The 21284-nt window shown below is 71.9% G+C and carries 22 protein-coding genes; 10 read left to right on the forward strand and 12 right to left on the reverse strand.

Annotated elements, in window-relative coordinates; all coding sequences use genetic code 11:
• Positions 1 to 51: 51 nt before the first annotated feature.
• The 4 genes from SSP24_RS15965 to SSP24_RS15980 all read right to left on the reverse strand — a co-directional run bounded on the left by SSP24_RS15965 (position 52) and on the right by SSP24_RS15980 (position 3875).
• Entirely contained in the window at positions 52 to 969 is a 918-nt protein-coding gene (locus SSP24_RS15965; RefSeq protein ID WP_141310207.1) for a glycosyltransferase family 2 protein, read from the reverse strand.
• Positions 966 to 1874, reverse strand: coding sequence for a glycosyltransferase family 2 protein (locus SSP24_RS15970; RefSeq protein WP_141310208.1), 909 nt, complete (start codon positions 1872 to 1874; stop codon positions 966 to 968). Before SSP24_RS15970 ends, SSP24_RS15965 begins: the two co-directional genes overlap by 4 nt.
• Positions 1875 to 1953: 79 nt before the next feature.
• Positions 1954 to 2847, reverse strand: a complete 894-nt coding sequence (locus tag SSP24_RS15975) for a glycosyltransferase family 9 protein (protein ID WP_141310209.1) — start codon at positions 2845 to 2847, stop codon at positions 1954 to 1956.
• The gene (locus tag SSP24_RS15980; protein WP_229865585.1) at positions 2844 to 3875 is read right to left on the reverse strand and encodes an NAD-dependent epimerase/dehydratase family protein; all 1032 of its coding nucleotides are present in this window, start codon (positions 3873 to 3875) and stop codon (positions 2844 to 2846) included. Before SSP24_RS15980 ends, SSP24_RS15975 begins: the two co-directional genes overlap by 4 nt.
• Positions 3876 to 4229: 354 nt before the next feature.
• On the opposite strand from SSP24_RS15980, the gene SSP24_RS15985 reads away from it, so the two are divergent.
• Entirely contained in the window at positions 4230 to 5468 is a 1239-nt protein-coding gene (locus SSP24_RS15985; RefSeq protein ID WP_141310210.1) for a phosphodiester glycosidase family protein, read from the forward strand.
• Between the two features lie 20 nt (positions 5469 to 5488).
• On the opposite strand, the gene SSP24_RS15990 is transcribed toward SSP24_RS15985, so the two are convergent.
• From SSP24_RS15990 to SSP24_RS16015, 6 genes are all read right to left on the reverse strand, one after another.
• Positions 5489 to 5683 (reverse strand): hypothetical protein, encoded by a 195-nt coding sequence (locus tag SSP24_RS15990; protein WP_141310211.1) that lies wholly within the window; start codon positions 5681 to 5683, stop codon positions 5489 to 5491.
• Between the two features lie 128 nt (positions 5684 to 5811).
• Positions 5812 to 6675, reverse strand: coding sequence for a phosphatidylinositol-specific phospholipase C/glycerophosphodiester phosphodiesterase family protein (locus SSP24_RS15995; protein ID WP_141310212.1), 864 nt, complete (start codon positions 6673 to 6675; stop codon positions 5812 to 5814).
• Between the two features lie 205 nt (positions 6676 to 6880).
• The gene (locus SSP24_RS16000) at positions 6881 to 7957 is read right to left on the reverse strand and encodes an acyl-CoA dehydrogenase family protein (RefSeq protein WP_141310213.1); all 1077 of its coding nucleotides are present in this window, start codon (positions 7955 to 7957) and stop codon (positions 6881 to 6883) included.
• The gene (locus tag SSP24_RS16005) at positions 7954 to 9135 is read right to left on the reverse strand and encodes an acyl-CoA dehydrogenase family protein (protein WP_141310214.1); all 1182 of its coding nucleotides are present in this window, start codon (positions 9133 to 9135) and stop codon (positions 7954 to 7956) included. The genes SSP24_RS16000 and SSP24_RS16005 overlap by 4 nt, the downstream gene beginning before the upstream one ends.
• Positions 9132 to 10097 carry an NADPH:quinone oxidoreductase family protein gene (locus SSP24_RS16010; RefSeq protein WP_141310215.1) on the reverse strand — a complete coding sequence of 322 codons (966 nt, stop codon included), beginning with the start codon at positions 10095 to 10097 and terminating at the stop codon, positions 9132 to 9134. Before SSP24_RS16010 ends, SSP24_RS16005 begins: the two co-directional genes overlap by 4 nt.
• 88 nt (positions 10098 to 10185) lie before the next feature.
• Positions 10186 to 10758 (reverse strand): helix-turn-helix domain-containing protein, encoded by a 573-nt coding sequence (locus SSP24_RS16015; RefSeq protein ID WP_141310216.1) that lies wholly within the window; start codon positions 10756 to 10758, stop codon positions 10186 to 10188.
• Between the two features lie 63 nt (positions 10759 to 10821).
• On the opposite strand from SSP24_RS16015, the gene SSP24_RS16020 reads away from it, so the two are divergent.
• From SSP24_RS16020 to SSP24_RS16055, 8 genes are all read left to right on the forward strand, one after another.
• The gene (locus SSP24_RS16020) at positions 10822 to 11751 is read left to right on the forward strand and encodes an NAD(P)/FAD-dependent oxidoreductase (protein ID WP_141310217.1); all 930 of its coding nucleotides are present in this window, start codon (positions 10822 to 10824) and stop codon (positions 11749 to 11751) included.
• Between the two features lie 29 nt (positions 11752 to 11780).
• Positions 11781 to 13319: an ATP-dependent DNA ligase gene (locus SSP24_RS16025; protein ID WP_141310218.1), complete on the forward strand. Its 1539-nt coding sequence runs from the start codon at positions 11781 to 11783 to the stop codon at positions 13317 to 13319.
• Positions 13316 to 13780 carry an NUDIX hydrolase gene (locus tag SSP24_RS16030; RefSeq protein ID WP_141310219.1) on the forward strand — a complete coding sequence of 155 codons (465 nt, stop codon included), beginning with the start codon at positions 13316 to 13318 and terminating at the stop codon, positions 13778 to 13780. The genes SSP24_RS16025 and SSP24_RS16030 overlap by 4 nt, the downstream gene beginning before the upstream one ends.
• 75 nt (positions 13781 to 13855) lie before the next feature.
• Positions 13856 to 15241, forward strand: a complete 1386-nt coding sequence (locus SSP24_RS16035; protein ID WP_141310220.1) for an NADP-dependent succinic semialdehyde dehydrogenase — start codon at positions 13856 to 13858, stop codon at positions 15239 to 15241.
• A 25-nt stretch (positions 15242 to 15266) separates the two neighbouring features.
• On the forward strand, positions 15267 to 15503 hold the full coding sequence (locus SSP24_RS16040; RefSeq protein ID WP_141310221.1) for a DUF6213 family protein: 237 nt from the start codon (positions 15267 to 15269) through the stop codon (positions 15501 to 15503).
• Between the two features lie 101 nt (positions 15504 to 15604).
• Positions 15605 to 16744: a type III polyketide synthase gene (locus tag SSP24_RS16045; protein ID WP_268255092.1), complete on the forward strand. Its 1140-nt coding sequence runs from the start codon at positions 15605 to 15607 to the stop codon at positions 16742 to 16744.
• A gap of 52 nt (positions 16745 to 16796) precedes the next feature.
• Positions 16797 to 18014 carry a cytochrome P450 gene (locus SSP24_RS16050; RefSeq protein WP_174864658.1) on the forward strand — a complete coding sequence of 406 codons (1218 nt, stop codon included), beginning with the start codon at positions 16797 to 16799 and terminating at the stop codon, positions 18012 to 18014.
• Between the two features lie 7 nt (positions 18015 to 18021).
• Positions 18022 to 18543 (forward strand): cupin domain-containing protein, encoded by a 522-nt coding sequence (locus tag SSP24_RS16055; RefSeq protein ID WP_141310223.1) that lies wholly within the window; start codon positions 18022 to 18024, stop codon positions 18541 to 18543.
• Between the two features lie 62 nt (positions 18544 to 18605).
• Here the strand turns inward: SSP24_RS16055 and SSP24_RS16060 are convergent, their stop codons facing one another.
• The gene (locus SSP24_RS16060) at positions 18606 to 19823 is read right to left on the reverse strand and encodes an acyl-CoA dehydrogenase family protein (protein ID WP_141310224.1); all 1218 of its coding nucleotides are present in this window, start codon (positions 19821 to 19823) and stop codon (positions 18606 to 18608) included.
• A gap of 170 nt (positions 19824 to 19993) precedes the next feature.
• Here SSP24_RS16060 and SSP24_RS16065 point away from each other — a divergent pair, with 170 nt between their 5' ends.
• A complete protein-coding gene (locus tag SSP24_RS16065; protein WP_141310225.1) occupies positions 19994 to 20635 on the forward strand; it encodes a TetR/AcrR family transcriptional regulator in 642 nt (213 codons plus the stop codon).
• A 95-nt stretch (positions 20636 to 20730) separates the two neighbouring features.
• Here the strand turns inward: SSP24_RS16065 and def are convergent, their stop codons facing one another.
• Entirely contained in the window at positions 20731 to 21270 is a 540-nt protein-coding gene (gene def, locus SSP24_RS16070; protein WP_141310226.1) for a peptide deformylase, read from the reverse strand.
• Between the last annotated feature and the right edge of the window lie 14 nt (positions 21271 to 21284).

Below are 21284 nucleotides of genomic sequence, written 5' to 3' on the forward strand. Positions count from 1 at the left end.
TCGCGGCGGCCGGGCTCTAGGACCCGCCCGCCGCGATCGCGTGCGGGCGGTTCAGCCGACGTACTTGCGCGCTGGCGAAGACCGGCGCGCCCGTTCCAGCGCCACCAGGCGGGCTTCGAGGTCGGCCGGGACGGGGTCGCGTTGCTTCAGCACCCACGGCAGCCCCGCCGCCGCCAGCGCGAAGGCCCGCGCGGACGCCCGGTCACGGGGCACGGTCCGCAGCAGGTACCCCGTGCGGCGCAGGGCCGACCGCCAGGGGCGGCGCAGCCAGGTGAACCACAGGGTGTTGCGCAGGCCGAGCACGCGCCGGGCGGTGCTGTCGCGGACCGGTGACGCCGCATGGTGGATGGTCAGTTCCGGTACGTAGCTCAGCCAGTGCCCCCGGCGCAGCAGATCAGTGGCCAGCAACTCCTCCTCCCCGCCGATCCACAGCCCGGCGTGGAAGCCGCCCACCTCCCGGAAGGCGTCGACACGCATCACCGTCGCGGCGGCGAGGAAGGAGCCGAGCGCCGGTCCGGGCAGCCAGTCGGGGCCGGTCAGCGGCGAGTCGCGCAGCTCGGCGACGACGGGGTCCTCCTCCCCGGACGGCTCGACGACGATACGGGCCGTGACGGCCGCCAGCGGCGGGTGAGCGTCGAGGAGATCCGCGGCCCGCCGCAGGGAGCCTCGCTCCCACCAGGTGTCGTCGTCGCAGAAGGCCACGTACGGCGTCCGCACGTGCCGTATCGCGAGATTCCGCCCGACCGCGCCCAGGTTCCGTCCGGGCCGCAGCAGCAGTACGTCCGGGAAGTCGCGGGCGACGGCCTCGCCGGTGCCGTCGCGGGAGCCGTTGTCGGTGACCACGATCCGGGGGCGCTCGGGGAGGTCCCGCAGGGTGCGCAGGGTGCGCAGCAGTTCGGTACGGCGGTCCCGGGTGATGACCACGACCGTCGTACGGGGGTCGGGGGCCTGCCCGGCTGCGCCGCTCACCGGGCCGCCCGTTCCAGCAGCCGGACCGCGTGTTCGATGCGGTCGGGAAGCCTTTCGCGGTCCCGCAGCGCCGCGGGGAGCCGGGCGAGGGTGCCGCGCAGGGCCGTACCGGCCTCCCGTTCGCCCCGGGCCGCGGCGGCGCAGAGGTGGGCGGTGTGCCGCAGGGCGACCGGGACGGGGCGGCGCAGCCACGCGGTGAGCAGGGCGTTGCGCAGTTGCAGCGCCGAGCGGCCGGGGCGCTCGCCCGGGTCGGGGTGGTGCAGGGCCGTCACCGAGGGCACATGGCTCACGCCCCAGCCCCGGGCCGCCAGATCGTAGGCGAGCAGGGTCTCCTCGCCGCCGAAGAACAGCACCGGGTGGTAGCCGCCCGCCTCCAGGAACGCCCGGCGCCGGACCACGGCCGCGCACGCGAGAAACCCCAGGACCGGACGGCCGGGCAGGTCGGCTGCGGGCGGCAGCGGCGAGTCGGCGAGCACGGAGTTCAGCGGGTCCTCGGTGGCGTCCGGGCCGACCAGCGTCCGCGCGGCCAGCAGGCCGAGACGCGGATGGGCGTCGAGGAGGTCGGCCGCGGCATCCAGGGCGCCCGGCGCCCACCAGGAGTCGTCGTCACTGAAGGCCACGTACGGCGTGGTGGCGTGCCGTACCGCGAGATTGCGGCCCAGCGCGCCGGTGTTGTGCCCGGCGGCCAGCACGCGTGCCCCCACCGGGTGCTGCCGTACCGCGTCCACCGTCCCGTCGGCGGAGCCGTTGTCCACGACGACGACCTCGGGGCGCTCGGGCAGCGCGGCCAGCCGGTCCAGGGTGCGCAGGACGCCCCGGCGCCGGTTGCGGGTGATCATCGCGACGGTGACCCGGCTGGAGCGCCGGTCGGCCACGGCAGGCCGGGAGGTGACGACTTCGGCCATGGGCTCCTCCAGGGTTGGGTTTCACGGTCACGGAGTTACCGGGTTTCACGGATTTGTTGGGTTTCACAGAGCACGGGTGTCACGCATTGACCAGCTTCCGCACGGCACTCACCACGTCCTGTGCGGTGGCGTCGTCGCAGCCCAGCAGGACGGCCGGTACGCCGTAGGGGCCCCGGTGTTCGGGCGGCGGCGTCGGAAGGACCAGCGAGACGACCGGTGTGCCGTTGGCCGCGGCGAGGTGGACCGCGCCGGAGGCCCCGGCCACGACGACGTCGGCGGCCCGCAGTACGCCGGACAGCCGCCGCGCGTCGGTACGGCCCCCGAGGTCGACCGCCGTGCTGCCGCTGACGTACCGGGTCAGCGCGGTCTCCTCCGGGCCCCCGGTGACGACGACACGGTGCCCGGTGTCGGCGAGCAGCGCGACCGCCTCCGCGCAGCGGTCCGCCGCCCAGGCCCCCTCGTCCGAGGATCCGGCTCCGGGGTGGACGACGACGTAGGGGCCGTTGCCGGTGAGCCCCACGGTGTCGGGCGGGGGCAGCACGCGCAGACGTCCGTCGTCCCCGGCCCTGGGGGCGAAACCCAGGGCCGCAGCTGTGTCGAGGGCGGCCTCGACGTCGTGTTGCCCCGGCGGGCGCCCCGAGTGGAGCCCGTCGGCGCCGATACGGAACACCTGTGCCCTGCGCAACAGGCCCACGACGGGCAACGGGCTCTCCCCGTAGGGGGCGAGGACGAGCGCCACGTCGTAGGCCTCCGCGCGCAGGCGCCGGACGAGCGCGTCGTCGCCGTCGGGGGCGGAGGCGGGCGCCTCCCGGACGAGTACGGCGTCGACGTGCGGCAGGAGCCGCGCAGCGGGCGCGCCGCCCGGCCCGCACAGCATGGTCACGTGGCCGGCCCGAGCGGCGACGGCACGCACGGCCGGTCCGGCCAGCAGAACCCCACCGAAGCCGTCGAGACGCACCACAAGGGCCTTCACCGAAACCGCTCCCCCGGCATCCGACCCAAGTCACCAGCAGCACGCATGCCCGCGAAGTAGGCGATCGTCCGCTTGAACCCTTCCTCCCAGGACACCTTGGGCATCCAGCCGAACAGCTCACAGGCGAAGGACGGATCGGGCCGCCGCCGGGCGGGATCGGACCCGTCGGCCGTGCCGAACTCCAGGCCCGCACGGGAACCGGTCAGGTCGATCACCCGGCGGGCGATCTCCTGGACGGTCGTCTCGTCCCCGCCGCCGATGTCGACGGGCCGGAGGGACCGGCTCGCGGCCACCCGCAGCACACCGTCGACCACGTCGTCGACGTAGCACAGGGAGCGGGCCCCCGTCCCGTCGTCCTCGACGGTCACCGGCCCGCCCGCCAGCGCCTGCTCCACGAAGGCCGGGATCGACTGAGCGTCGTCCGCCCGCATCCGCGGGCCGTAGGTGTCGAAGAGGCGCACGATCCCGGCGTCCGTGCCGTGGGCGGTGGCGTACGCGGCGGTCAGGGCCTCGGAGAAGCGCTTGGAGACGTCGTACACCGTGCACGGCCCGTCCGGATGGGCCTCGCCCCGCGCCTCCTCCGGCTCGGGAGCCCCCAGGGGGTCCCCGCGCACCCGGCCCGCCGAGGCGAGCAGGAACCGCGCTCCGTCCCGGCCCGCGACGGCCAGCGCGTTTCGGGTGCCGAGTCCGGCGGCGTCCAGCGCGTCCAGCGGCCGGTCCCGGCAGTCGGCCGGTGAGGCGGGGCCCGCGCAGTGCAGTACCAGGTCGTACGGGTGGCCGGTCAGGGCGTCCGGGAAGCCGGGGTCCGCCACGTCGAGCTCCAGGAACCGGAAGCCCGGGCGGCCGGTGAGGTGCCGCACGTTGTCCGCCGACCCCGACGACAGGTTGTCCGCACAGTCGACGCCGACACCGCTGTCGAGCAGGCGTTCGCACAGATGCGAGCCCAGGAAACCGGCACCGCCGGTCACCACGGCCCGCTCCCAGCCGGGCCGCGCCGTCGACAGCGCGGAGAACGTCATCGTCGTCATCAGCTCGACCTTCCTTCCGCCGATGAGGCCGAAGACCCCCTTACCGAAGACCCCCCTTACCGAAAAGCCCTGGCGTGCGCCGCTCCGGCGACAGCGGCCCGAGTGCCCAACCGGACCGTTTTCATACTCGGCCGCCGCGACGGGCCTGCCACACGGGCCGCGCTTGACAAAAGCCGCTAATCCACCCCAAAAGCCCCCACCCCACTCCACGTGCTCCGACCGCACAGCGCCCGGCTCCGAACTCCTGAGGCCCCGTTCTCCCACCCGTCGGCTCCCGGTCACCCCTGTGGACACGGCCGTCTGGTGCACTTCCCCCGCGTCCTGGGAAAGTTGACGAGACCTCAGGGGGGACCTGTGACGCGTCGTCAGAAGCGGTTCGGATCGGGCAGAACGTTCATCGCGGTTCTCACGGCACTCGGCGCGCTGGCCGGTGCGGCCCTGGCAGGGGCGGCACCGGCCGGCGCCGCTTCGGACGGGACCCGGATCGCGCCGGGCGTCGTCCATCGGGAGTTGGACATCCAGGCGGCCAAGGGCCCGACGCACGTCCATGTGATCGACGTCGACCTGCGCGACCCGCGCGTCCGCCTCGGCCTGCTGTACCCCGGAGCGGTGGCCGCGCGGGCGACCGTCTCCCAACTCGCCGATGCCCGGGGCGCGGTGGCGGGAGTCAACGGCGACTTCTTCAACATCACCGAGACCCAGCACCCGGGCGTCGCCGCGACCGGCGCGAGCGTCGGACCGGTGATCGTGCGCGGTACGGCGCTGAAGGCGGCGGTGCCGAACGGCCAGCGGTTCGGCCCGGCGCTGCCGCCGGGCACGAGCACCAAGGACGTCGTGGGCGTCGGGGCCGACCGGCGGGCCCGGCTGGACAGCCTCGCGCTGCAGGGCTCGGTCACCGCGCCCGAGGGGCAGCTGCCGCTCGGCGGCCTCAACCAGTACGCGCTGCCGGTCGGCTCCGTCGGCGCGTTCACGTCGGCGTGGGGCAGCGTGTCCCGGGTGCGTGCCACCTGCGGCACCGACACCAACCGCGCGGCGCCGTGCAGCACGGACACCCACGAGGTGACGGTCAGGAACGGCCGGGTGGTGTCGAGCGCAGACGCGCCCGGCAGCGGTCCGATCGCCAAGGGGACGACCGTGCTCGTCGGCCGCGAGGCGGGCGCTCAGCGGTTGCGGAAGTTCGCGGTGGGCGAGTCCGTGCGGGTACGGCACCGGCTGGTGGCGTCGGCGTCACGGATCCCGTACCGCTTCGCCCTGGGTGGCTACCCGGTCCTGAGGGACGGACAGCCGCTGCCCGGTCTGGACGACCGGACGGCGGCGGTGCGCACCGCCGTGGGCATCGCGGACGGCGGACGGCGCGTGCTGCTGCTCGCGGTGGACGGCGCCCCCGAGTACCGCACCGGCCTGACGATCGCCGAGGTGGCGGACACCATGCGGCAGCTGGGCGCGGTGCAGGCCTTCAGCCTGGACGGCGGCGGGTCCTCCACGCTGGTCGCCCGCGCTCCGGGCGAGAGCACCGTCTCCGTACGCAACCACCCGAGCGGCGGCGCGGAACGCCCGGTGCCGAACGGCATCGGGGTGTTCTCGACCACCTGACGCTCAGGAACCCACGGACCTCACGGTCGCAGGCCGCTCACCATGTCGGCCGTGGCCGTGAGGCCGCTGTGGATGGTCGGGGCGATACTCGACCCCGCGAGATAGAAGCCGAGCAGCAGGCAGACGATCGCGTGCGTGGGCTTGAGCCCCCCGTTGCGCACGAAGATCACCGCCAGGATGAACAGCAGCAGCACCACAGAGATGGAAATGGCCATCGTCAACCTCCTCCGCCACGTCCGCTTCGCGGCGTTCGGCCGCAAGTGTGGCGTAGCGGAGGGTTGCTCCGGGCGGCTGACCTGTCCCCCGAACGTGTGGTGTCCGTGGACCGACGGACGTGCGAGAGCTACGCCCGCTCGTGGGCGTCCAGGAACGCCTCAAGTCCGAGCAGGTCGTCGGTGTTGATGAAGTCGACGTCCGCGGCGAGCAGCTCGGTCCACAGCGCGTCCCGTTCCGGCCCGGCCACGTCCGGCGTGGCCCAGAACCGCACCTTCTGGCCGCGCGAGTGCGCCGCCCGCATGATGCTCCGCAGCTTCTGCCGCTCGGCCGCCGGGAACTCGCCCGCGCCCCGCCAGGTGAAGTTCAGCGTCCAGTTGTCGCTGATCAGCGGGACGAACGAGGCGGGCGCCGAGCTGCCGAGGTCGGCCAGCCGGCCGTCGTAGAAGGCGCGGCGCACCTTCTGCGCCTCCATCGGCACGCGCGCCGCACGGTCGCCGGAGATGACGGCCGTGACCGGTCCGGGGAAGACCTTGCCGTGGGCGTACGTGGTGAACAGGTGCCGGTAGCGGCGCAGATGACGGTCGAGTTCGAGGTAGGTCGAGGCGCCCTCGGTCTTGATGTCGATCAGCAGCTGGAGCGACCCGCGGTGGCCGCGGTACACCGAGCCGCGGTTGGCCTTCACGCGGGCGGCGAGGGTGTCGAGGTAGAGGGACTCCAGGGTGCGGGCCGGGTCGAGGTCCTCGGGGTCGTGGGCGACGAGGAGCTGGTCGCCGACGAGGTAGATGTCGGCCTCGACGCTGCCGAAGCGGTGGTCGAGGGCGTCGAGGAGCGGCCGGGGGTGCTCGTAGTCGTTGTGCGCGTGGGCGCGCCACAGCGGCCGCGGGGAGCGCTTGCGGTCGTCCGCCAGCGCGCTCGCGCCGGGCAGGGCGACCGCGCCCGCGAGGGCGGCGCCAAGGGTGGTGAGGGCTCTGCGACGGGTGGTGAGGGCCATGCTCTGCCTCCCTGGTGGGCGGGTTGGAACCCCAGCGAGTATGAGGTTCCGACCCGCCCAACCGGCAGGTGGGAGCGGGGGAGTTGGCCGGACCGCCGCCATGAGTTCACTTCACCGGCGCAGTCACACCGAAAAGCCCGCCCCAGGTGGGACGGGCTTTCCTCGGGGTTATCGCGCGCTTCGGCCGCGCGTTTCCCGGTGTACGTCAGGGGGCCTGAAGGTCCACCAGTTCGGCCAGCGCGGCACGGTGGGCGCCCGCGGTGCCGTACGCGATGGAGTCCGCCTTGGCCCGCTTCAGATACAGGTGCGCCGGGTGTTCCCAGGTCATCCCGATACCGCCGTGCAGTTGCAGCGCCTCCTCGGCGGTGCGCACGGCGACGGGCGCGGCATACGCCTGGGCCACCGCGACCGACACGTCCACGTCCTCGCCGGTCGCCAGCGCGTCCGCCGCGCCGCGTGCGGCGGCCCGCAGGTGGACGATCTCCAGCCACTGCTGGGCCAGCCGGTGCTTGAGCGCCTGGAACCCGCCGACGGGCCGGTTGAACTGCTTGCGCTCCTTCAGATAGCGCACGGTCTCGGTCAGCGACCAGTCGGCGAGGCCCAGTTGCTCGGACGCCAGCAGCCCGGCCGCCGCGCGCAGGGCCCGTCGTACGGCGGGCTCGGCTTCGCCCACCCGGTGCCCCGCCGCACCCTGGAGGACCACCCGCCCCACGGGCCGGGTCAGGTCCAGCGACACCTGCGGCGCCACCGTCACGGCGTCGGCCTGCACGGCGTACAAGCCGCCGTCGTCGGCGGGCACGAGCAGCACATCGGCGGCCGACGCGTCCGCGATGCCGGTCAACTCACCGTGCAGGACTCCGTCTTCGAGTCGTACGACGGGGAAGGCGGCGCCCGGTGCGAGGTGCAGCGGGACGGCGAGGGCGCCGATGGTCCGGCCCGACGCCAGCCGGGTGAGCAGCTCGCCGGAGCCGTCGCAGGCCAGCAGCGCCTCGGTGGCGACGACGGCGCTCGTCAGATACGGCACCGGCGCGACCGCCCGCCCCAGCTCCTCCAGGACGACGGCGACTTCGCGGTGCGTCGCGCCCTGTCCGCCCCGGTCCTCGGGCACCAGCAGTCCGGCGAGGCCCATGCCGTCGGTGAGGAGCTTCCACAGCTGAAGGTCGTGCGGGGTGTCGGACTCGCTGCGGGCGATCACACCGGGCGCGTCGCAGTGGTCGGTGAGCAGGTCCCGGACGGCGGCGCGGAGGGCCTCTTCCTCCTCCGAGTAGAGAAGATCTGTCATCGGGCGAGGTCCTTCCAGGCGACGTCCTTGTCGGTGCGCGGCTCGGCGGGCAGTCCGAGGACGCGTTCGGCGACGATGTTCAGCAGGATCTCGCTGGTCCCGCCCTCGATGCTGTTGCCCTTGGAGCGCAGGTAGCGGTAGCCGGCGTCACGGCCGGTGAAGTCCACGAGCTCGGGGCGCCGCATGGTCCAGTCGTCGTACAGGAGCCCTTCTTCGCCCAGGAGTTCGACCTCCAGGCCGCTGATCTCCTGGTTGAGGCGGGCGAAGGCGAGCTTCATGCCGGCGCCCTCGGGGCCGGGCTGGCCCGCGACGAGCTGCTGGCGCAGCCGTTCGCCGGTGAGCCGGGCGACCTCGGCCTCGACCCAGAGCTTGAGGAGCCGCTGGTGGAGGTCGTGGGTGCGCAGTTCGGGGCGTTCGCGCCAGGTCTTGGAGACCGGGCCGATCATGCCGCCCTCGCGGGGCAGTCGCATGCCGCCGATGGCGACGCGCTCGTTGTTCAGCGTGGTCTGCGCGACCCGCCAGCCGTCGCCGACCTCACCGAGGCGGCGCGCGTCGGGGATCCGGACGTCGGTCAGGAACACCTCGTTGAACTCGGCCTCGCCGGTGATCTGGCGCAGTGGCCGGACCTCGACGCCGGGGTCGGTCATGTCGCAGAGGAAGTACGTGATGCCCTGGTGCTTGGGCACGTCCGGGTCGGTGCGGGCGATGAGGATGGCCCAGCGGGCGAGATGCGCGCTGGACGTCCAGACCTTCTGCCCGTTGACGATCCAGTCGTCGCCTTCCCGGACCGCCCGGGTGCCCAGCGCGGCCAGGTCGGACCCGGCGCCGGGCTCGCTGAACAGCTGGCACCAGACCTCCTCCCCCACCCACAGCGGCCGCAGATAGCGCTGCTTCTGCTCCTCGGTGCCGTAGCGCAGGATCGTCGGCGCGGCCATGCCCAGGCCGATGCCGATCCGCCGCGGGTCGTTGTCCGGGGCGCCCGCCGCCTCCAGCTCGGCGTCCACGACGGCCTGGAGCGAGCGCGGGGCACCGAGACCGCCGAGCCCCTCGGGGTAGTGCACCCAGGCGAGCCCGGCGTCGAAACGGGCCCTGAGGAAGTCTAGCCGGTCCGTGGACGCGGGCGGATACGCGGCCAGCAACTCCTGCGTGCGGCGGCGCAGTTCAGTGGCGTCGGTCATGCTGCCTCCTCCACGACAACGGCGATCCGGCCGGTGGTGAGGCCGTCCGCCACCTTCTGCACGGCCGTCGCGGCACCGCTCAGCGGCACCCGCTCGCTCACCAACGGCTTGATCGCGCCGCGTGCGGCCAGGTCGGTGAGCTGCTCGTGGCAGTGCTGGACCAGCTTGGGGTTCTTGGTGTTGTACAGGCCCCAGTGCAGGCCGAGGATCGAGTAGTTCTTGACGAGGGCGTGGTTGAGCGCGGGGCTCGGGATCGTGCCGCTCGCGAAGCCGACGACCACGATCCGGCCCTCGAAGGCGACCGTCTTGGCGGACTGGGTGTACGCCTCGCCACCCACGGGGTCGTAGATCACGTCGGCGCCCCGGCCGCCGGTGGCCTCCTTCACCGCCGCGACGACATCGGTGGCACGCCGGTCGATCACGACGTCGCAGCCCAGCTCACGCGCGACGGCGGCCTTCTGCGCGCCGCCCACGACGCCGATAACCGTGGCGCCGGCCGCCTTGCCGAGCTGCACGGCCGCGCTGCCGACCCCTCCGGCGGCGGCGTGCACGAGCAGCGTCTCGCCGGCCTCCAGCCGGGCCCGCCGGTGCAGGCCGAACCAGCCGGTCTGGTAGCCGATGTGCAGGGCGGCGGCCTCGGCGTCGTCCAGGGCGTCGGGCGCGGGGAGCAGGGCGGCGGCGTCCGCGACGGCGTACTCGGCGAAACCGCCGTACGGCAGCGCCGGGTTGGCGATCACACGGCGGCCGTCCTCCGTCTCGCCGCAGATCTCCACGCCGGGCGTGAAGGGCAGCGGCGGCCGGACCTGGTACTGACCCCGGCACAGCAGGGCGTCCGGGAAGTTGATGTTCGCGGCCCGCACCTTCAGCAGCACCTGGCCGTCGCCGGGCGTCGGCGCCGCCACCTCATTCAGGCGCATCACCTCGCTCGGCTCGCCGTTCTCGTGCACCTGCCATGCCTGCATGCGGGGCCTCCACGGGGGACTGCGTCGTCTGACCGGGTCGCCTCGCATACTAAGCGGTCGCTTGCCGCGTAGGGAACAGTCAGATACGTCACGCTTGCTTCGGCCGCGCCCGCACATGCATCCGCTCCCCCTGCGGCCCGAACAGGCTGAGGAACTCCACCGGCCCCTCCCCCGTCGACCCGAACCAGTGCGGCACCCGCGTGTCGAACTCGGCCGCCTCCCCCGCGGCCAGCACCACGTCGTGCTCACCGAGCACCACGCGCAGCTTCCCGGACAGCACATACAGCCACTCGTAACCCTCGTGCGTCCGCGGCGTCGGCTCGACCTGCTGCTGCGGCACGATGATCTTGTAGGCCTGGAGCCCGCCGGGTTGACGGGTGAGCGGCAGATAGGTGCGGCCGTGCCGCACGATCGGCTTGCTCCGCACCCGCGGATCGCTCACCGGCGGCGCCCCGACCAGCTCGTCCAACGGCACCTGGTGGGCCTGCGCGATCGGCAGCAGCAGCTCCAGGCTGGGCTTGCGCAGCCCCGACTCCAGCCGGGACAGGGTGCTCACCGAGATCCCGGTCGACTCGGACAGTGCCGCGAGCGTCACCTCCCGCTCCTTCCGGATCCGCCGCAGCCGGGGGCCCACATCCGCGAGAACGTCTTCGGTACTCATGCTCGTATTGCAGAATCGGCAAAGACGTTTGTCAATCCCGTATCCGCAGGCGACCGTGTCGGTATGACCGAGACATACGAAGTGATCGTGATCGGCGGCGGCACGGCGGGCCTGTCCGCCGCCCTCGTACTGGGCCGCGCCCGGCGCCGCACGCTGGTGATCGACGCGGGCGAGCCGCGCAACGCGCCCGCCGCGCACATGCAGGGCTATCTGTCGCGGGACGGCATGCCGCCCGCCGAGTTCCTGGCGATCGGCCGCGAGGAGATCGCGCAGTACGGCGTGGAGCTGGTCCGGGACCGGGCGGTGGACGTCACGCGCGGCAGGGACTTCGCGGTCGCGCTGGCGAGTGGACGGCACGTGCACGCCCGACGGCTCGTCATCACCACCGGCCTCAAGGACGAGCTGCCGGCGGTGCCGGGAGTCGCGGAGCGGTTCGGCCGGGATGTGCTGCACTGCCCGTACTGCCATGGCTGGGAGGTCCGCGACCAAGCCTTCGGCGTGCTCGCCACCAGCCCGATGAGCGTGCACCAGGCACTGATCGTCACCCAGTGGTCCAAGGACGTGACGTTCTTCCTGCACGAGGTCGCCGAGGACGACCTGTCCGACGACGACCTGCGCCGGCTCGCCGCGGCCGGGGTCAAGGTCGTGCCGGGCGAGGTCGCGGGCGTGGTGGTCGAGGACGACCGGCTCACCGGGGTCCGGCTCGCGGACGGCACGGTCCACGAGCGGGAGGTGCTGTTCACTGCGCCCCGCGCCGTCCCGCAGACCGGCCTGCTGGAGCGGCTGGGCGCCGAGCTGAACGAGACGCCGTTCGGCGCGTATGCCGTGGTGGACGCGACCGGCCTGACGAGCGTGCCGGGCGTGTGGGCCGCGGGCAACGCCGTCGGCTTCTCCGAGCAGGTGGTGAACGCGGCGAGCGGCGGCTACCGCGCGGGCGCCACGATCAACGGGGAGCTGCTGATGTCCGATCTCGACGCGGCCGTCCAGGTGTAGGCCCCGCCTCCCCGGTGCACCATGACTGCATGCTGCTGACCCGGCTCGCCGACGTGTCCCGGGAGGTCGCCGCCACCTCGGCGCGGTCCCGCAAGATCGCCCTGCTCGCCGAGTTGTTCCGGTTCGCGGAGCCGGACGACGTGCCGATCGTCATCCCGTATCTCGCGGGGCGACTGCCGCAGGGCCGGCTCGGCATCGGCTGGAAGGTGCTCGGCCGCCGGGTCGACCCGGCCGCCGAGCCGACCCTGACCGTGCGCGAGGTGGACGCCCGCCTCACCGCGATCGGCAAGGTCACGGGCACCGGTTCGCAGGCCGAGCGGGCCCGGCTGGTCGGGGAGTTGATGGGCGCGGCCACCGAGGGCGAGCAGCGTTTCCTGATCGGCCTGATCACGGGCGAGGTCCGGCAGGGCGCGCTGGACGCGCTCGCCGTCGAGGGGCTGGCGCAGGCGACCGGGGCGGCGGGCCCGGACGTGCGGCGGGCGGTGATGCTGGCGGGTTCGTTGCAGACCGTGGCGCAGGCGCTGCTCGCCGACGGCCCGCAGGCCCTGGACCGCTTCCGCCTCACCGTCGGCCGCCCGGTGCTGCCGATGCTGGCGCACACCGCGTCTTCGGTGACGGAGGCGGTCGAGAAGCTGGGCGCCTGCGCGGTGGAGGAGAAGCTGGACGGCATCCGCGTCCAGGTCCACCGCGACGGCGACGACGTACGTCTCTACACCCGCACCCTCGACGACATCACCGACCGGCTGCCCGAGCTGACCTCGGCCGCGCTTCGGCTGCGCGGCGAGCGGTTCGTGCTGGACGGCGAGGTGATCGCCTTCGACGAGCGCGGGCGGCCGCGCTCGTTCCAAGAGACCGCCGGCCGGGTCGGCTCCCGGGTGGACGTGGCCACGGCCGCCCGGGCGGTCCCGGTCTCCCCCGTCTTCTTCGACGCGCTGTCCGTCGACGGCCGCGATCTGCTCGACCTGCCGTTCGCCGAGCGGCACGCGGAACTGGCCCGGCTGGTGCCCGAGCCGATGCGGGTGCGGCGGACCGTGGTGTCCGGCCCCGACGACGTGCCCGCGGCCGAGACCTTCCTCGCCGAGACCCTCGAACGCGGCCACGAGGGCGTCGTGGTCAAGGCGCTCGACGCGCCCTACAGTGCGGGGCGGCGCGGCGCCGCCTGGTTGAAGGTCAAGCCCGTGCACACCCTCGACCTGGTGGTCCTGGCCGCCGAGTGGGGCCACGGCCGCCGCACCGGCAAGCTCTCCAACCTCCACCTCGGCGCCCGCACGGCCGACGGCGGCTTCGCGATGCTCGGCAAGACGTTCAAGGGCATGACCGACGCGATACTGGCCTGGCAGACGGAGCGGCTCCAGGAGCTGGCCGTCGAGTCCGACGGCTATGTGGTGACCGTACGACCCGAACTCGTCGTGGAGATCGCCTACGACGGTCTGCAGAAGTCGACCCGCTATCCGGCGGGCGTCGCCCTCCGCTTCGCCCGCGTGCTCCGCTACCGAGAGGACAAGCGCCCGGAGGAGGCCGACACCGTCGAGACGCTGCTGGCCGCACACCCGGAGGTCAGGCCGTGAGGGGCAGGCACAGCGCGGGCCTGCTGCTGTTCCGGCACACCGACGGCGGTCTGGAGGTGCTGCTGGGCCACATGGGCGGACCGTTCTTCGCCCGGCGGGACGCGGGCGCGTGGACCGTGCCGAAGGGCGAGTACGACCCCGCGGAGCCCGCCTGGGAGGCGGCCCGCCGGGAGTTCCGGGAGGAACTCGGGCTGCCGCCGCCGGACGGCGAGGCCGTGCCGCTCGGCGAGGTCCGGCAGACCGGCGGCAAGATCGTCACGGCGTGGGCGGTCGAGGCGGACCTCGACCCCGGCTCCATCAACCCCGGCACCTTCACCCTGGAGTGGCCGCCGAAGTCGGGACGCACCCAGGAGTTCCCGGAGCTGGACCGCGTGGCGTGGTTCGGCCTGGACCGGGCCCGCGAGGTGATCGTCAAGGCGCAGTCCGCGTTTCTCGACCGGCTGGCGGAGCACTCGGCCTGAAGAGGCCCGCACGCGTTGCGGCCCCCACCGCGGCGCGGGAAGGTCGAAGCACAGTCGCTCCCCAGGAGGTCAGCCATGCCCATCGCAACGGTGAACCCGGCGAACGGCGAGACGATCAAGACGTACGAGGCCATGGGCGCCGAGGAGATCGAGCGCCGGCTCCAGCTCGCCGAGGCCACGTTCCGCACGTACCGGGAGAGCGGCTTCGCCGATCGCGCGCGGTTGCTGAACCGGGCCGCGGACCTCCTCGACGAGGACCAGCAGGACATCGCCCGCGTGCTGACCACCGAGATGGGCAAGCCGATCAAACAGGCGCGCGCGGAGGCCGCGAAGTGCGCCAAGGCGATGCGCTGGTACGCCGCCAACGCCGAGCGCCTCCTCGCCGACGAGGAGCCCGCCGAAGCCGACGTCGAGGACTCCGGCGCCTCCCGGGTCCGGGTCCGCTACCGGCCGATCGGCCCGATCCTCGCGGTGATGCCGTGGAACTTCCCCCTGTGGCAGGTGATCCGCTTCGCGGCGCCGGCGCTGATGGCGGGCAATGTCGGTCTGCTCAAGCACGCCTCGAACGTCCCCCAGACCGCCCTCTACCTGGAGGACCTGTTCCACCGGGCGGGCTTCACCGAGGGCTGCTTCCAGACCCTGCTCATCGGCTCCGCCGCGGTCGACGACATCCTGCGCGACGAACGCGTCAAGGCGGCGACCCTGACCGGCAGCGAGCCCGCCGGGCGCGCGGTCGCCTCCACCGCCGGGGAGATGGTCAAGAAGACGGTGCTGGAGCTGGGCGGCAGCGATCCGTACATCGTGATGCCGTCGGCGGACCTCGACCGGGCCGCACAGGTCGCGGTGACGGCGCGGGTGCAGAACACGGGCCAGTCGTGCATCGCCGCCAAGCGGTTCATCGTCCACACCGACGTCTACGACGCCTTCGCCGAGCGTTTCGTCCAGGGCATGAAGGCGTTGAAGATCGGCGACCCGATGGACGAGGAGACGGAGGTCGGGCCGCTGTCCAGCGAGCGGGGCCGGGCCGACCTGGAGGAGCTGGTGGACGACGCGAAGCGCAGCGGCGCGACGGTGCTGTGCGGCGGGCAGCGGCCCGAGGGCGACGGCTGGTACTACCCGCCGACGATCCTAGCCGGGATCACCCGCGAGATGCGCATCCACCGCGAGGAGGCGTTCGGACCGGTCGCCACGCTGTACCGGGCGGGTGACCTGGACGAGGCGGTGCTGATCGCCAACGACTCGCCGTTCGGGCTGAGTTCCAACGTCTGGACCCGCGAGGAGGCGGATGTCGACCGGTTCGTACGGGACCTGGAGGCGGGCGGTGTGTACGTCAACGGGATGACCGCCTCGCACCCGGCGTTCCCGTTCGGGGGTGTGAAGCGGTCCGGGTACGGGCGTGAGCTGTCCGGGCACGGAATCCGCGAGTTCTGCAACATCACGACCGTATGGCACGGAGCGTGAGGGTTCCGGGGCTACGATCCCCTTTGTGAACCGCGAAGTGACTCTGCCTCTGATCGTCGACGACCGCGGTACCTTGCAGGTGGCCGCGGCCGACGTGAGCAAGCTGCTCCGCACGGTGGGCGGGAGGTGGCTGCGTCTCGTCGAGGCCGGGCAGGAGGGGCTCGACGAGGACACGGTCGCCGCGCTGACCATTGAGCTGGCCAAGTTGGCCGACCGGATCGACGTGGCGTGCATCGCGCACAGCAGCGGGGCCGGTTCGTAGAAGTCAGTCGAGGTCAGCGGCCTGCGGTGGTCCGGCGCCCAAAAGTCGTTGTCGCCTGTACGGAGTAATCCGGCGAGAGATCGCGGGCCTCTCGGGTGATCGTGGGTTTACACCTCCTCGGAGGTGAACCACCTTCTGACCGGGGCCCAGAGCCTTCCGGACGGCGAAAGCAGGCACGGTTCATGGCGACTTTGTGCAGACCCTCGGTGTCCGTTCCAGAACACGTGATCACGATGGAAGAGACGCTGGAGCTGGCACGCTCCCGCCACGCGGACCATCCCCAACTTCCGCTGGCCCTCCGGCTGATCGAGAACACCGGCGTGCGCACGCGGCACATCGTGCAGCCCATCGAGGAGACCCTCAAGCACCCCGGGTTCGAGACCCGCAACAAGATCTACGAGGCCGAGGCCAAGGCCCGCGTCCCGGCGGTCGTACAACGGGCGCTCGACGACGCGGAACTCCTCACCAGCGACATCGACGTGATCATCTATGTGTCGTGCACGGGCTTCATGATGCCCTCGCTCACGGCCTGGCTGATCAACGAGATGGACTTCTCCAGCAACACCCGTCAGATACCCATCGCCCAGCTGGGCTGTGCGGCCGGCGGCGCGGCGATCAACCGGGCCCATGACTTCTGCATGGCCTACCCCGACGGCAATGTGCTGATCGTGGCCTGCGAGTTCTGCTCGCTGTGCTACCAGCCCACCGACATCGGCGTCGGATCGCTGCTGTCCAACGGCCTGTTCGGGGACGGTATCGCCGCCGCCGTGGTCCGCGGCAGCGGCGGCACCGGAGTGAAGCTGGAGCGCAACGGCTCGTACCTGATCCCCAAGACCGAGGACTGGATCTCGTACGACGTCCGGGCCACCGGATTCCACTTCCTGCTGGACAAGCGGGTGCCCGGCACCATGGAGCCGCTCGCGCCGGCGCTGCACGAGCTGGCGGGCGCCCACGGCTGGGACGCCTCCGACCTGGACTTCTACATCATCCACGCCGGAGGACCCCGCATCCTCGACGACCTCAGCAAGTTCCTGCAGGTCGACCCGCACGCCTTCCGGTTCAGCCGGGCCACCCTCACCGAGTACGGCAACATCGCCAGCGCCGTCGTCCTGGACGCGCTGCGCAGGCTGTTCGACGAGGGCGGTGAGGAGCACCAGGCGCGCGGGCTGCTCGCCGGGTTCGGACCCGGCATCACCGCGGAGATGTCCGTGGGCCGCTGGCAGATCGACGAGGCGGCGTGACATGAGCGAGGACACGATCATCGCGACCGCGCCACCGCACGTCGGGTGCGGCATGAGCGACGCCATGACCACGGGGACCGCGCCGCCACCCGTGCGGCAGTGGCCATCGCTGGACCTGACAGGAGTGGACTTCGATCCGGTCCTGCGCGACCTGATGGACGACGGCCCGGTCACCCGGATCCAGCTGCCCAACGGCGAGGGCTGGGCCTGGCTCGTCACCCGCTACGACGACGTACGGATGGTGGCCAACGACCCCCGGTTCAGCCGCGAGGCGGTCATGGACCGGCCGGTCACCCGGCTCGCCCCGCACTTCATCCCGGCCCGTGGCGCGGTCGGCTTCCTGGATCCGCCGGACCACACTCGGCTGCGCCGCTCGGTGGCCGCCGCGTTCACGGCGCGGGGCGTGGAGCGGGTCCGGGAGAGATCCCGGCAGATGCTCGACGAGCTGGTGGACGAACTGCTCCAGGACGGCCCGCCCGCCGACCTCACGGCGACCGTGCTCAGCCCGTTCCCCATCGCGGTGATCTGCGAGCTGATGGGCGTCCCGGCCGCCGACCGGCACAACATGCACGTCTGGACGCAGCTGATCCTGTCCTCGTCGCAGGGCGCGGACGTCAGCGAGCGGGCCAAGAAGGAGATGAGTGCCTACTTCTCCGATCTCATCGGCCTCAGGGAGAACAGCACGGCCGAGGACGTCACCTCCCTGCTCGGCGCCGCCGTGGGCCGGGGCGAGATCACGCTGGAGGAGGCCGTCGGCCTCGCCGTTCTGATCCAGATCGGCGGCGAGGCGGTCACCAACAACAGCGGGCAGATGTTCTACCTCCTGCTCACCCGGCCGGACCTCGCCGAGCGACTGCGCGCCGACCCGGCCATCCGCCCCCAGGCCATCGACGAACTGCTGCGCTGGATCCCGCACCGCAACGCCGTCGGCCTGTCCCGCATCGCCACGGAGGACGTACACATCAAAGGCCACCTCATCCGCGCGGGCGACGCGATCTACGTGTCGTATCTCGCGGCCAACCGGGACCCGGACGTCTTCCCCGACCCCGAGACGATCGACTTCTCCCGCAACCCCAACCCGCATGCGGCGTTCGGCTTCGGACCCCACTACTGCGTGGGCGGCATGCTGGCGAAGCTGGAGTCCGAGCTGCTGGTGGACGCCCTGCTGGACCAGGTGCCGGGCCTGCGGCTGGCGGTGCCGCCGGAGGAAGTGCCCTTCAGGAAGGGCGCGTTGATCCGCGGGCCCGAGGCCCTGCCCGTGACCTGGTGAGCACCCGATGACCGCGACCGAGGGTCTGCTGGTACCGCCGGGCCACGGCCGGGTCGTCGAGACCCCGGCCCAGCACGTCACGTTCAAGGTGACCGGCACGCACTCACGGATGGCGTCCACCTTCGAGGTGGTCGTCCCCCCGGGCTTCGACGTCGGCGCCCATGTGCACACCCGCAGCGAGGAGTTGTTCTACGTGCTCGAAGGCGAGCTGGACGTACTCGCCTTCGAGCCCCGCGTCCGGACCCCCGACAACTGGCAGAAGTGGGAGTCGAGTTCGGGAAGGCGAGTGGTCCGTGCCACACCGGGCACGGTCATCGTCATACCGCCGGGTTGCCCACATGCGTTCGCCAATCCGACGGAGACCCCGGCAAAGATGTTCTTCCAGGCGTCCCCGCCTCCGGATCACGAGCGGTACTTCGAGGAACTGCTGGAGATCCTGAGGGACGGGGGCCCACCGGATCACGAGGCGATCGAAAAACTCCGGGCAAGGTACGACATCAAGCAACTCACACCTTTGAAGCACCGGTGAGGATGCCCACCCAGGGGCGCGGGGAACTGCGCGACCAGCCCCCACGGCCCGCAGCCCGCGTACTACCGAATGGACATCCCAGAGACCGTCCGAGCAATCACCAGCCGCTGAATCTCACTGGTCCCCTCGAAGATCGTGTAAATCGCGGCATCCCGGTGCATCCGCTCCACGGGGTACTCACGGGTGTACCCGTTACCCCCCAGAATCTGCACGGCCTGCGCGGTCACCTTCTTCGCGGTCTCACTCGCGAACAGCTTCGACATCGACCCCTCCGCGGCCGTGAACGGCTTGCCGTTCACCGCCATCCAGGACGCCCGCCACACCAGCAGCCGCGCCGCATCGATGGACGTACGCATGTCGGCGAGCTGGAACGCCACGCCCTGGTTGTCGATGATCGGCCGCCCGAACTGCTCACGCGTCATCGCATAGTCGAGAGCAACCTCATACGCGGCCCGGGCGGTGCCCACCGCCATGGCGCCGACCGCAGGGCGGCTCGCCTCGAACGTCGCCATCGCCGCGTTCTTCACCCGCTCCCCGCGGGAGGCCTTCGCGCGGGCCAGCCGCTCGTCCAGCTTCTCCTTGCCGCCGAGCAGGCAGGAGCCGGGGACACGCACGTTGTCGAGGACGACCTCGGCGGTATGCGAGGCGCGGATGCCGTGCTTCTTGAACTTCTGGCCCTGGGACAGCCCCGGCGTGTTCGGCGGGATGATGAAGGAGGCGTGGCCCTTGGAGCCCAGCTCGGGGTCGACGACCGCGACGACCACATGGACGTTGGCGATGCCACCGTTGGTCGCCCAGGTCTTGGTGCCGTTGATGACCCACTCGTCCTTGGCCTCGTCGTACACCGCACGCGTACGCATGGACGCCACGTCGGACCCGGCGTCGGGCTCGGAGGAGCAGAACGCGGCGACCTTGACGTCGCTCGCATCGCCGTACATCTGGGGGATCCAGGTGCCGATCTGCTCCTCGGTGCCGTTGGCGAGCACGCCCACCGCCGCGAGGCCGGTGCCGACGATCGACAGGGCGATACCGGCGTCGCCCCAGAACAGTTCCTCCATGGCCATCGGGATACCGAGGCCGGTGGGGTCGAAGTACTGCTGCGCGTAGAAATCGAGGGAGTAGATGCCGACCTTCGCGGCCTCCTGGATGACCGGCCAGGGAGTCTCCTCACGCTCGTCCCATTCGGCGGCCGCGGGGCGGATGACATCGGCGGCGAAGCCGTGCAGCCAGTCCCGGACCTCCTTCTGTTCGTCGTTGAGCTCCATGGTGAACTCGGCCATGTCCCCTCCAGCGGCGCACAATGCATGTTACTTGCGGTAACGGCAGTCTGTTACCCATGGGTAGGAAAAGTCAACTGACGACGACTCCTCGGCAGCCCGTTCGAGGCACGGGGCGTGTTGAGTGTTAGTTTGCGCTGGCGTCACCGATTCAGCACGGGTGGGGAGAGCTCATGGACACCACGCAGCGGACCGAGCAGCAGCGGTCCGCCGACCGCCGACGGCGCGAGCTGCTGGAGGCCGCCGACAGGGTGGTGCTGCGGGATGGTCCGCAGGCGTCGATGAACGCCATCGCCGCGGAGGCGGGCATCACGAAGCCGATCCTTTATCGCCACTTCGGTGACAAGGGCGGGTTGTACGCGGCGCTGGCCAAGCGGCACACGGACGCGCTGCTGGACTCACTGCGGGCCGCGCTGGACGCTCCGGCGGAGCGGCGTGAGCGGGTGGAGGCCACGCTGGACACCTACCTCGCGGCGATCGAGGCGCGGCCTCAGGTGTATCGGTTTCTGATGCATCCGGCGGAGGGGTCGCCGGGGGATCAGGGGTTCGATGTGGGCAAGCACTCGGCGCCGTTGTTGCGGCGGATGGGTGAGGAGCTGGCCCAGGTGATCGAGGAGCGGTTGGATCTCGGGCCGGGGAGTCAGCAGCTGGCTCGGGTGTGGGGGCATGGGATCGTTGGGATGATGCATGCCGCCGGGGACTGGTGGCTGGGGGAACGGCCGTGTTCTCGGGCCGAGTTGGTGCGGAGTTTGGCTGATCTGCTGTGGGGGCGTCTTGCGGCTGCGGGGGATCGGATGGGGGGTCCGGGGTTCTGACCGTTGAGTGCCGTCTGCGGGTTGTGGGTGGTTGCTCGCGCCCGCGCGGCGGAGCCGCATATCGATACAGCCCCGCGCCCCTTAGGTTGGCATCCTCACCTGTGCCAAGAAGCTCGGGCCGCCTGTCGCATCAGGCGTCTGTGGCGCCAGCCCTTCACACGGTCCGCGTACACCCTTCCCTCCAGGTGGTCGCACTCGTGTTGCAGGCAGCGGGCGAAGAAGCCCGTGCCATGGATGATGATCGGCTCCCCGGTCACCGTGAACCCCTCCACCACCGCGTGGTCGTAGCGCTCCGTCCCCGCCTCCAGGCCCGGCAGGGACAGGCAGCCCTCCGGGCCGCGGATCACCACGCCGTCCGTCTCCACCAAGCGTGGGTTGACCACATGGCCCAGGTGACGTACGTCATCGTCGTCGGGGCAGTCGTACACGAACACCCGCAACGGCTCGCCGATCTGGTTGGCTGCCAGGCCGACCCCGTTCGCGGCGTACATCGTCGCGAACAAGTCCTCCACCAAATCCGCCAGTCCACTCCCGAAGTCGGTTACCTCCCGGCAGGGCTCACGCAACGCGGGGTCGCCGAGCAGGGTGAGAGGCCGGACGCGCCCGTGGGCGCCCGGGATCGAGCCGTGTCGCATGACCGCAAGGGTAC

It is taken from the genome of Streptomyces spinoverrucosus, assembly GCF_006539505.1.
Lineage (GTDB): Bacteria > Actinomycetota > Actinomycetes > Streptomycetales > Streptomycetaceae > Streptomyces > Streptomyces spinoverrucosus.

Excerpts from the sequence above, each read along its gene's own strand:
- SSP24_RS15970 (WP_141310208.1), bottom strand. The coding sequence starts at position 1,874 with ATGGCCGAAGTCGTCACCTCCCGGCCTGCCGTGGCCGACCGGCGCTCC.
- SSP24_RS15980 (WP_229865585.1), bottom strand. The coding sequence starts at position 3,875 with ATGACGACGATGACGTTCTCCGCGCTGTCGACGGCGCGGCCCGGCTGG.
- SSP24_RS15990 (WP_141310211.1), bottom strand. The coding sequence starts at position 5,683 with ATGGCCATTTCCATCTCTGTGGTGCTGCTGCTGTTCATCCTGGCGGTG.
- SSP24_RS15995 (WP_141310212.1), bottom strand. The coding sequence starts at position 6,675 with ATGGCCCTCACCACCCGTCGCAGAGCCCTCACCACCCTTGGCGCCGCC.
- SSP24_RS16000 (WP_141310213.1), bottom strand. The coding sequence starts at position 7,957 with ATGACAGATCTTCTCTACTCGGAGGAGGAAGAGGCCCTCCGCGCCGCC.
- SSP24_RS16005 (WP_141310214.1), bottom strand. The coding sequence starts at position 9,135 with ATGACCGACGCCACTGAACTGCGCCGCCGCACGCAGGAGTTGCTGGCC.
- SSP24_RS16010 (WP_141310215.1), bottom strand. The coding sequence starts at position 10,097 with ATGCAGGCATGGCAGGTGCACGAGAACGGCGAGCCGAGCGAGGTGATG.
- SSP24_RS16015 (WP_141310216.1), bottom strand. The coding sequence starts at position 10,758 with ATGAGTACCGAAGACGTTCTCGCGGATGTGGGCCCCCGGCTGCGGCGG.
- SSP24_RS16020 (WP_141310217.1), top strand. The coding sequence starts at position 10,822 with ATGACCGAGACATACGAAGTGATCGTGATCGGCGGCGGCACGGCGGGC.
- SSP24_RS16025 (WP_141310218.1), top strand. The coding sequence starts at position 11,781 with ATGCTGCTGACCCGGCTCGCCGACGTGTCCCGGGAGGTCGCCGCCACC.
- SSP24_RS16035 (WP_141310220.1), top strand. The coding sequence starts at position 13,856 with ATGCCCATCGCAACGGTGAACCCGGCGAACGGCGAGACGATCAAGACG.
- SSP24_RS16050 (WP_174864658.1), top strand. The coding sequence starts at position 16,797 with ATGAGCGACGCCATGACCACGGGGACCGCGCCGCCACCCGTGCGGCAG.
- SSP24_RS16055 (WP_141310223.1), top strand. The coding sequence starts at position 18,022 with ATGACCGCGACCGAGGGTCTGCTGGTACCGCCGGGCCACGGCCGGGTC.
- SSP24_RS16060 (WP_141310224.1), bottom strand. The coding sequence starts at position 19,823 with ATGGCCGAGTTCACCATGGAGCTCAACGACGAACAGAAGGAGGTCCGG.
- SSP24_RS16065 (WP_141310225.1), top strand. The coding sequence starts at position 19,994 with ATGGACACCACGCAGCGGACCGAGCAGCAGCGGTCCGCCGACCGCCGA.
- def (WP_141310226.1), bottom strand. The coding sequence starts at position 21,270 with ATGCGACACGGCTCGATCCCGGGCGCCCACGGGCGCGTCCGGCCTCTC.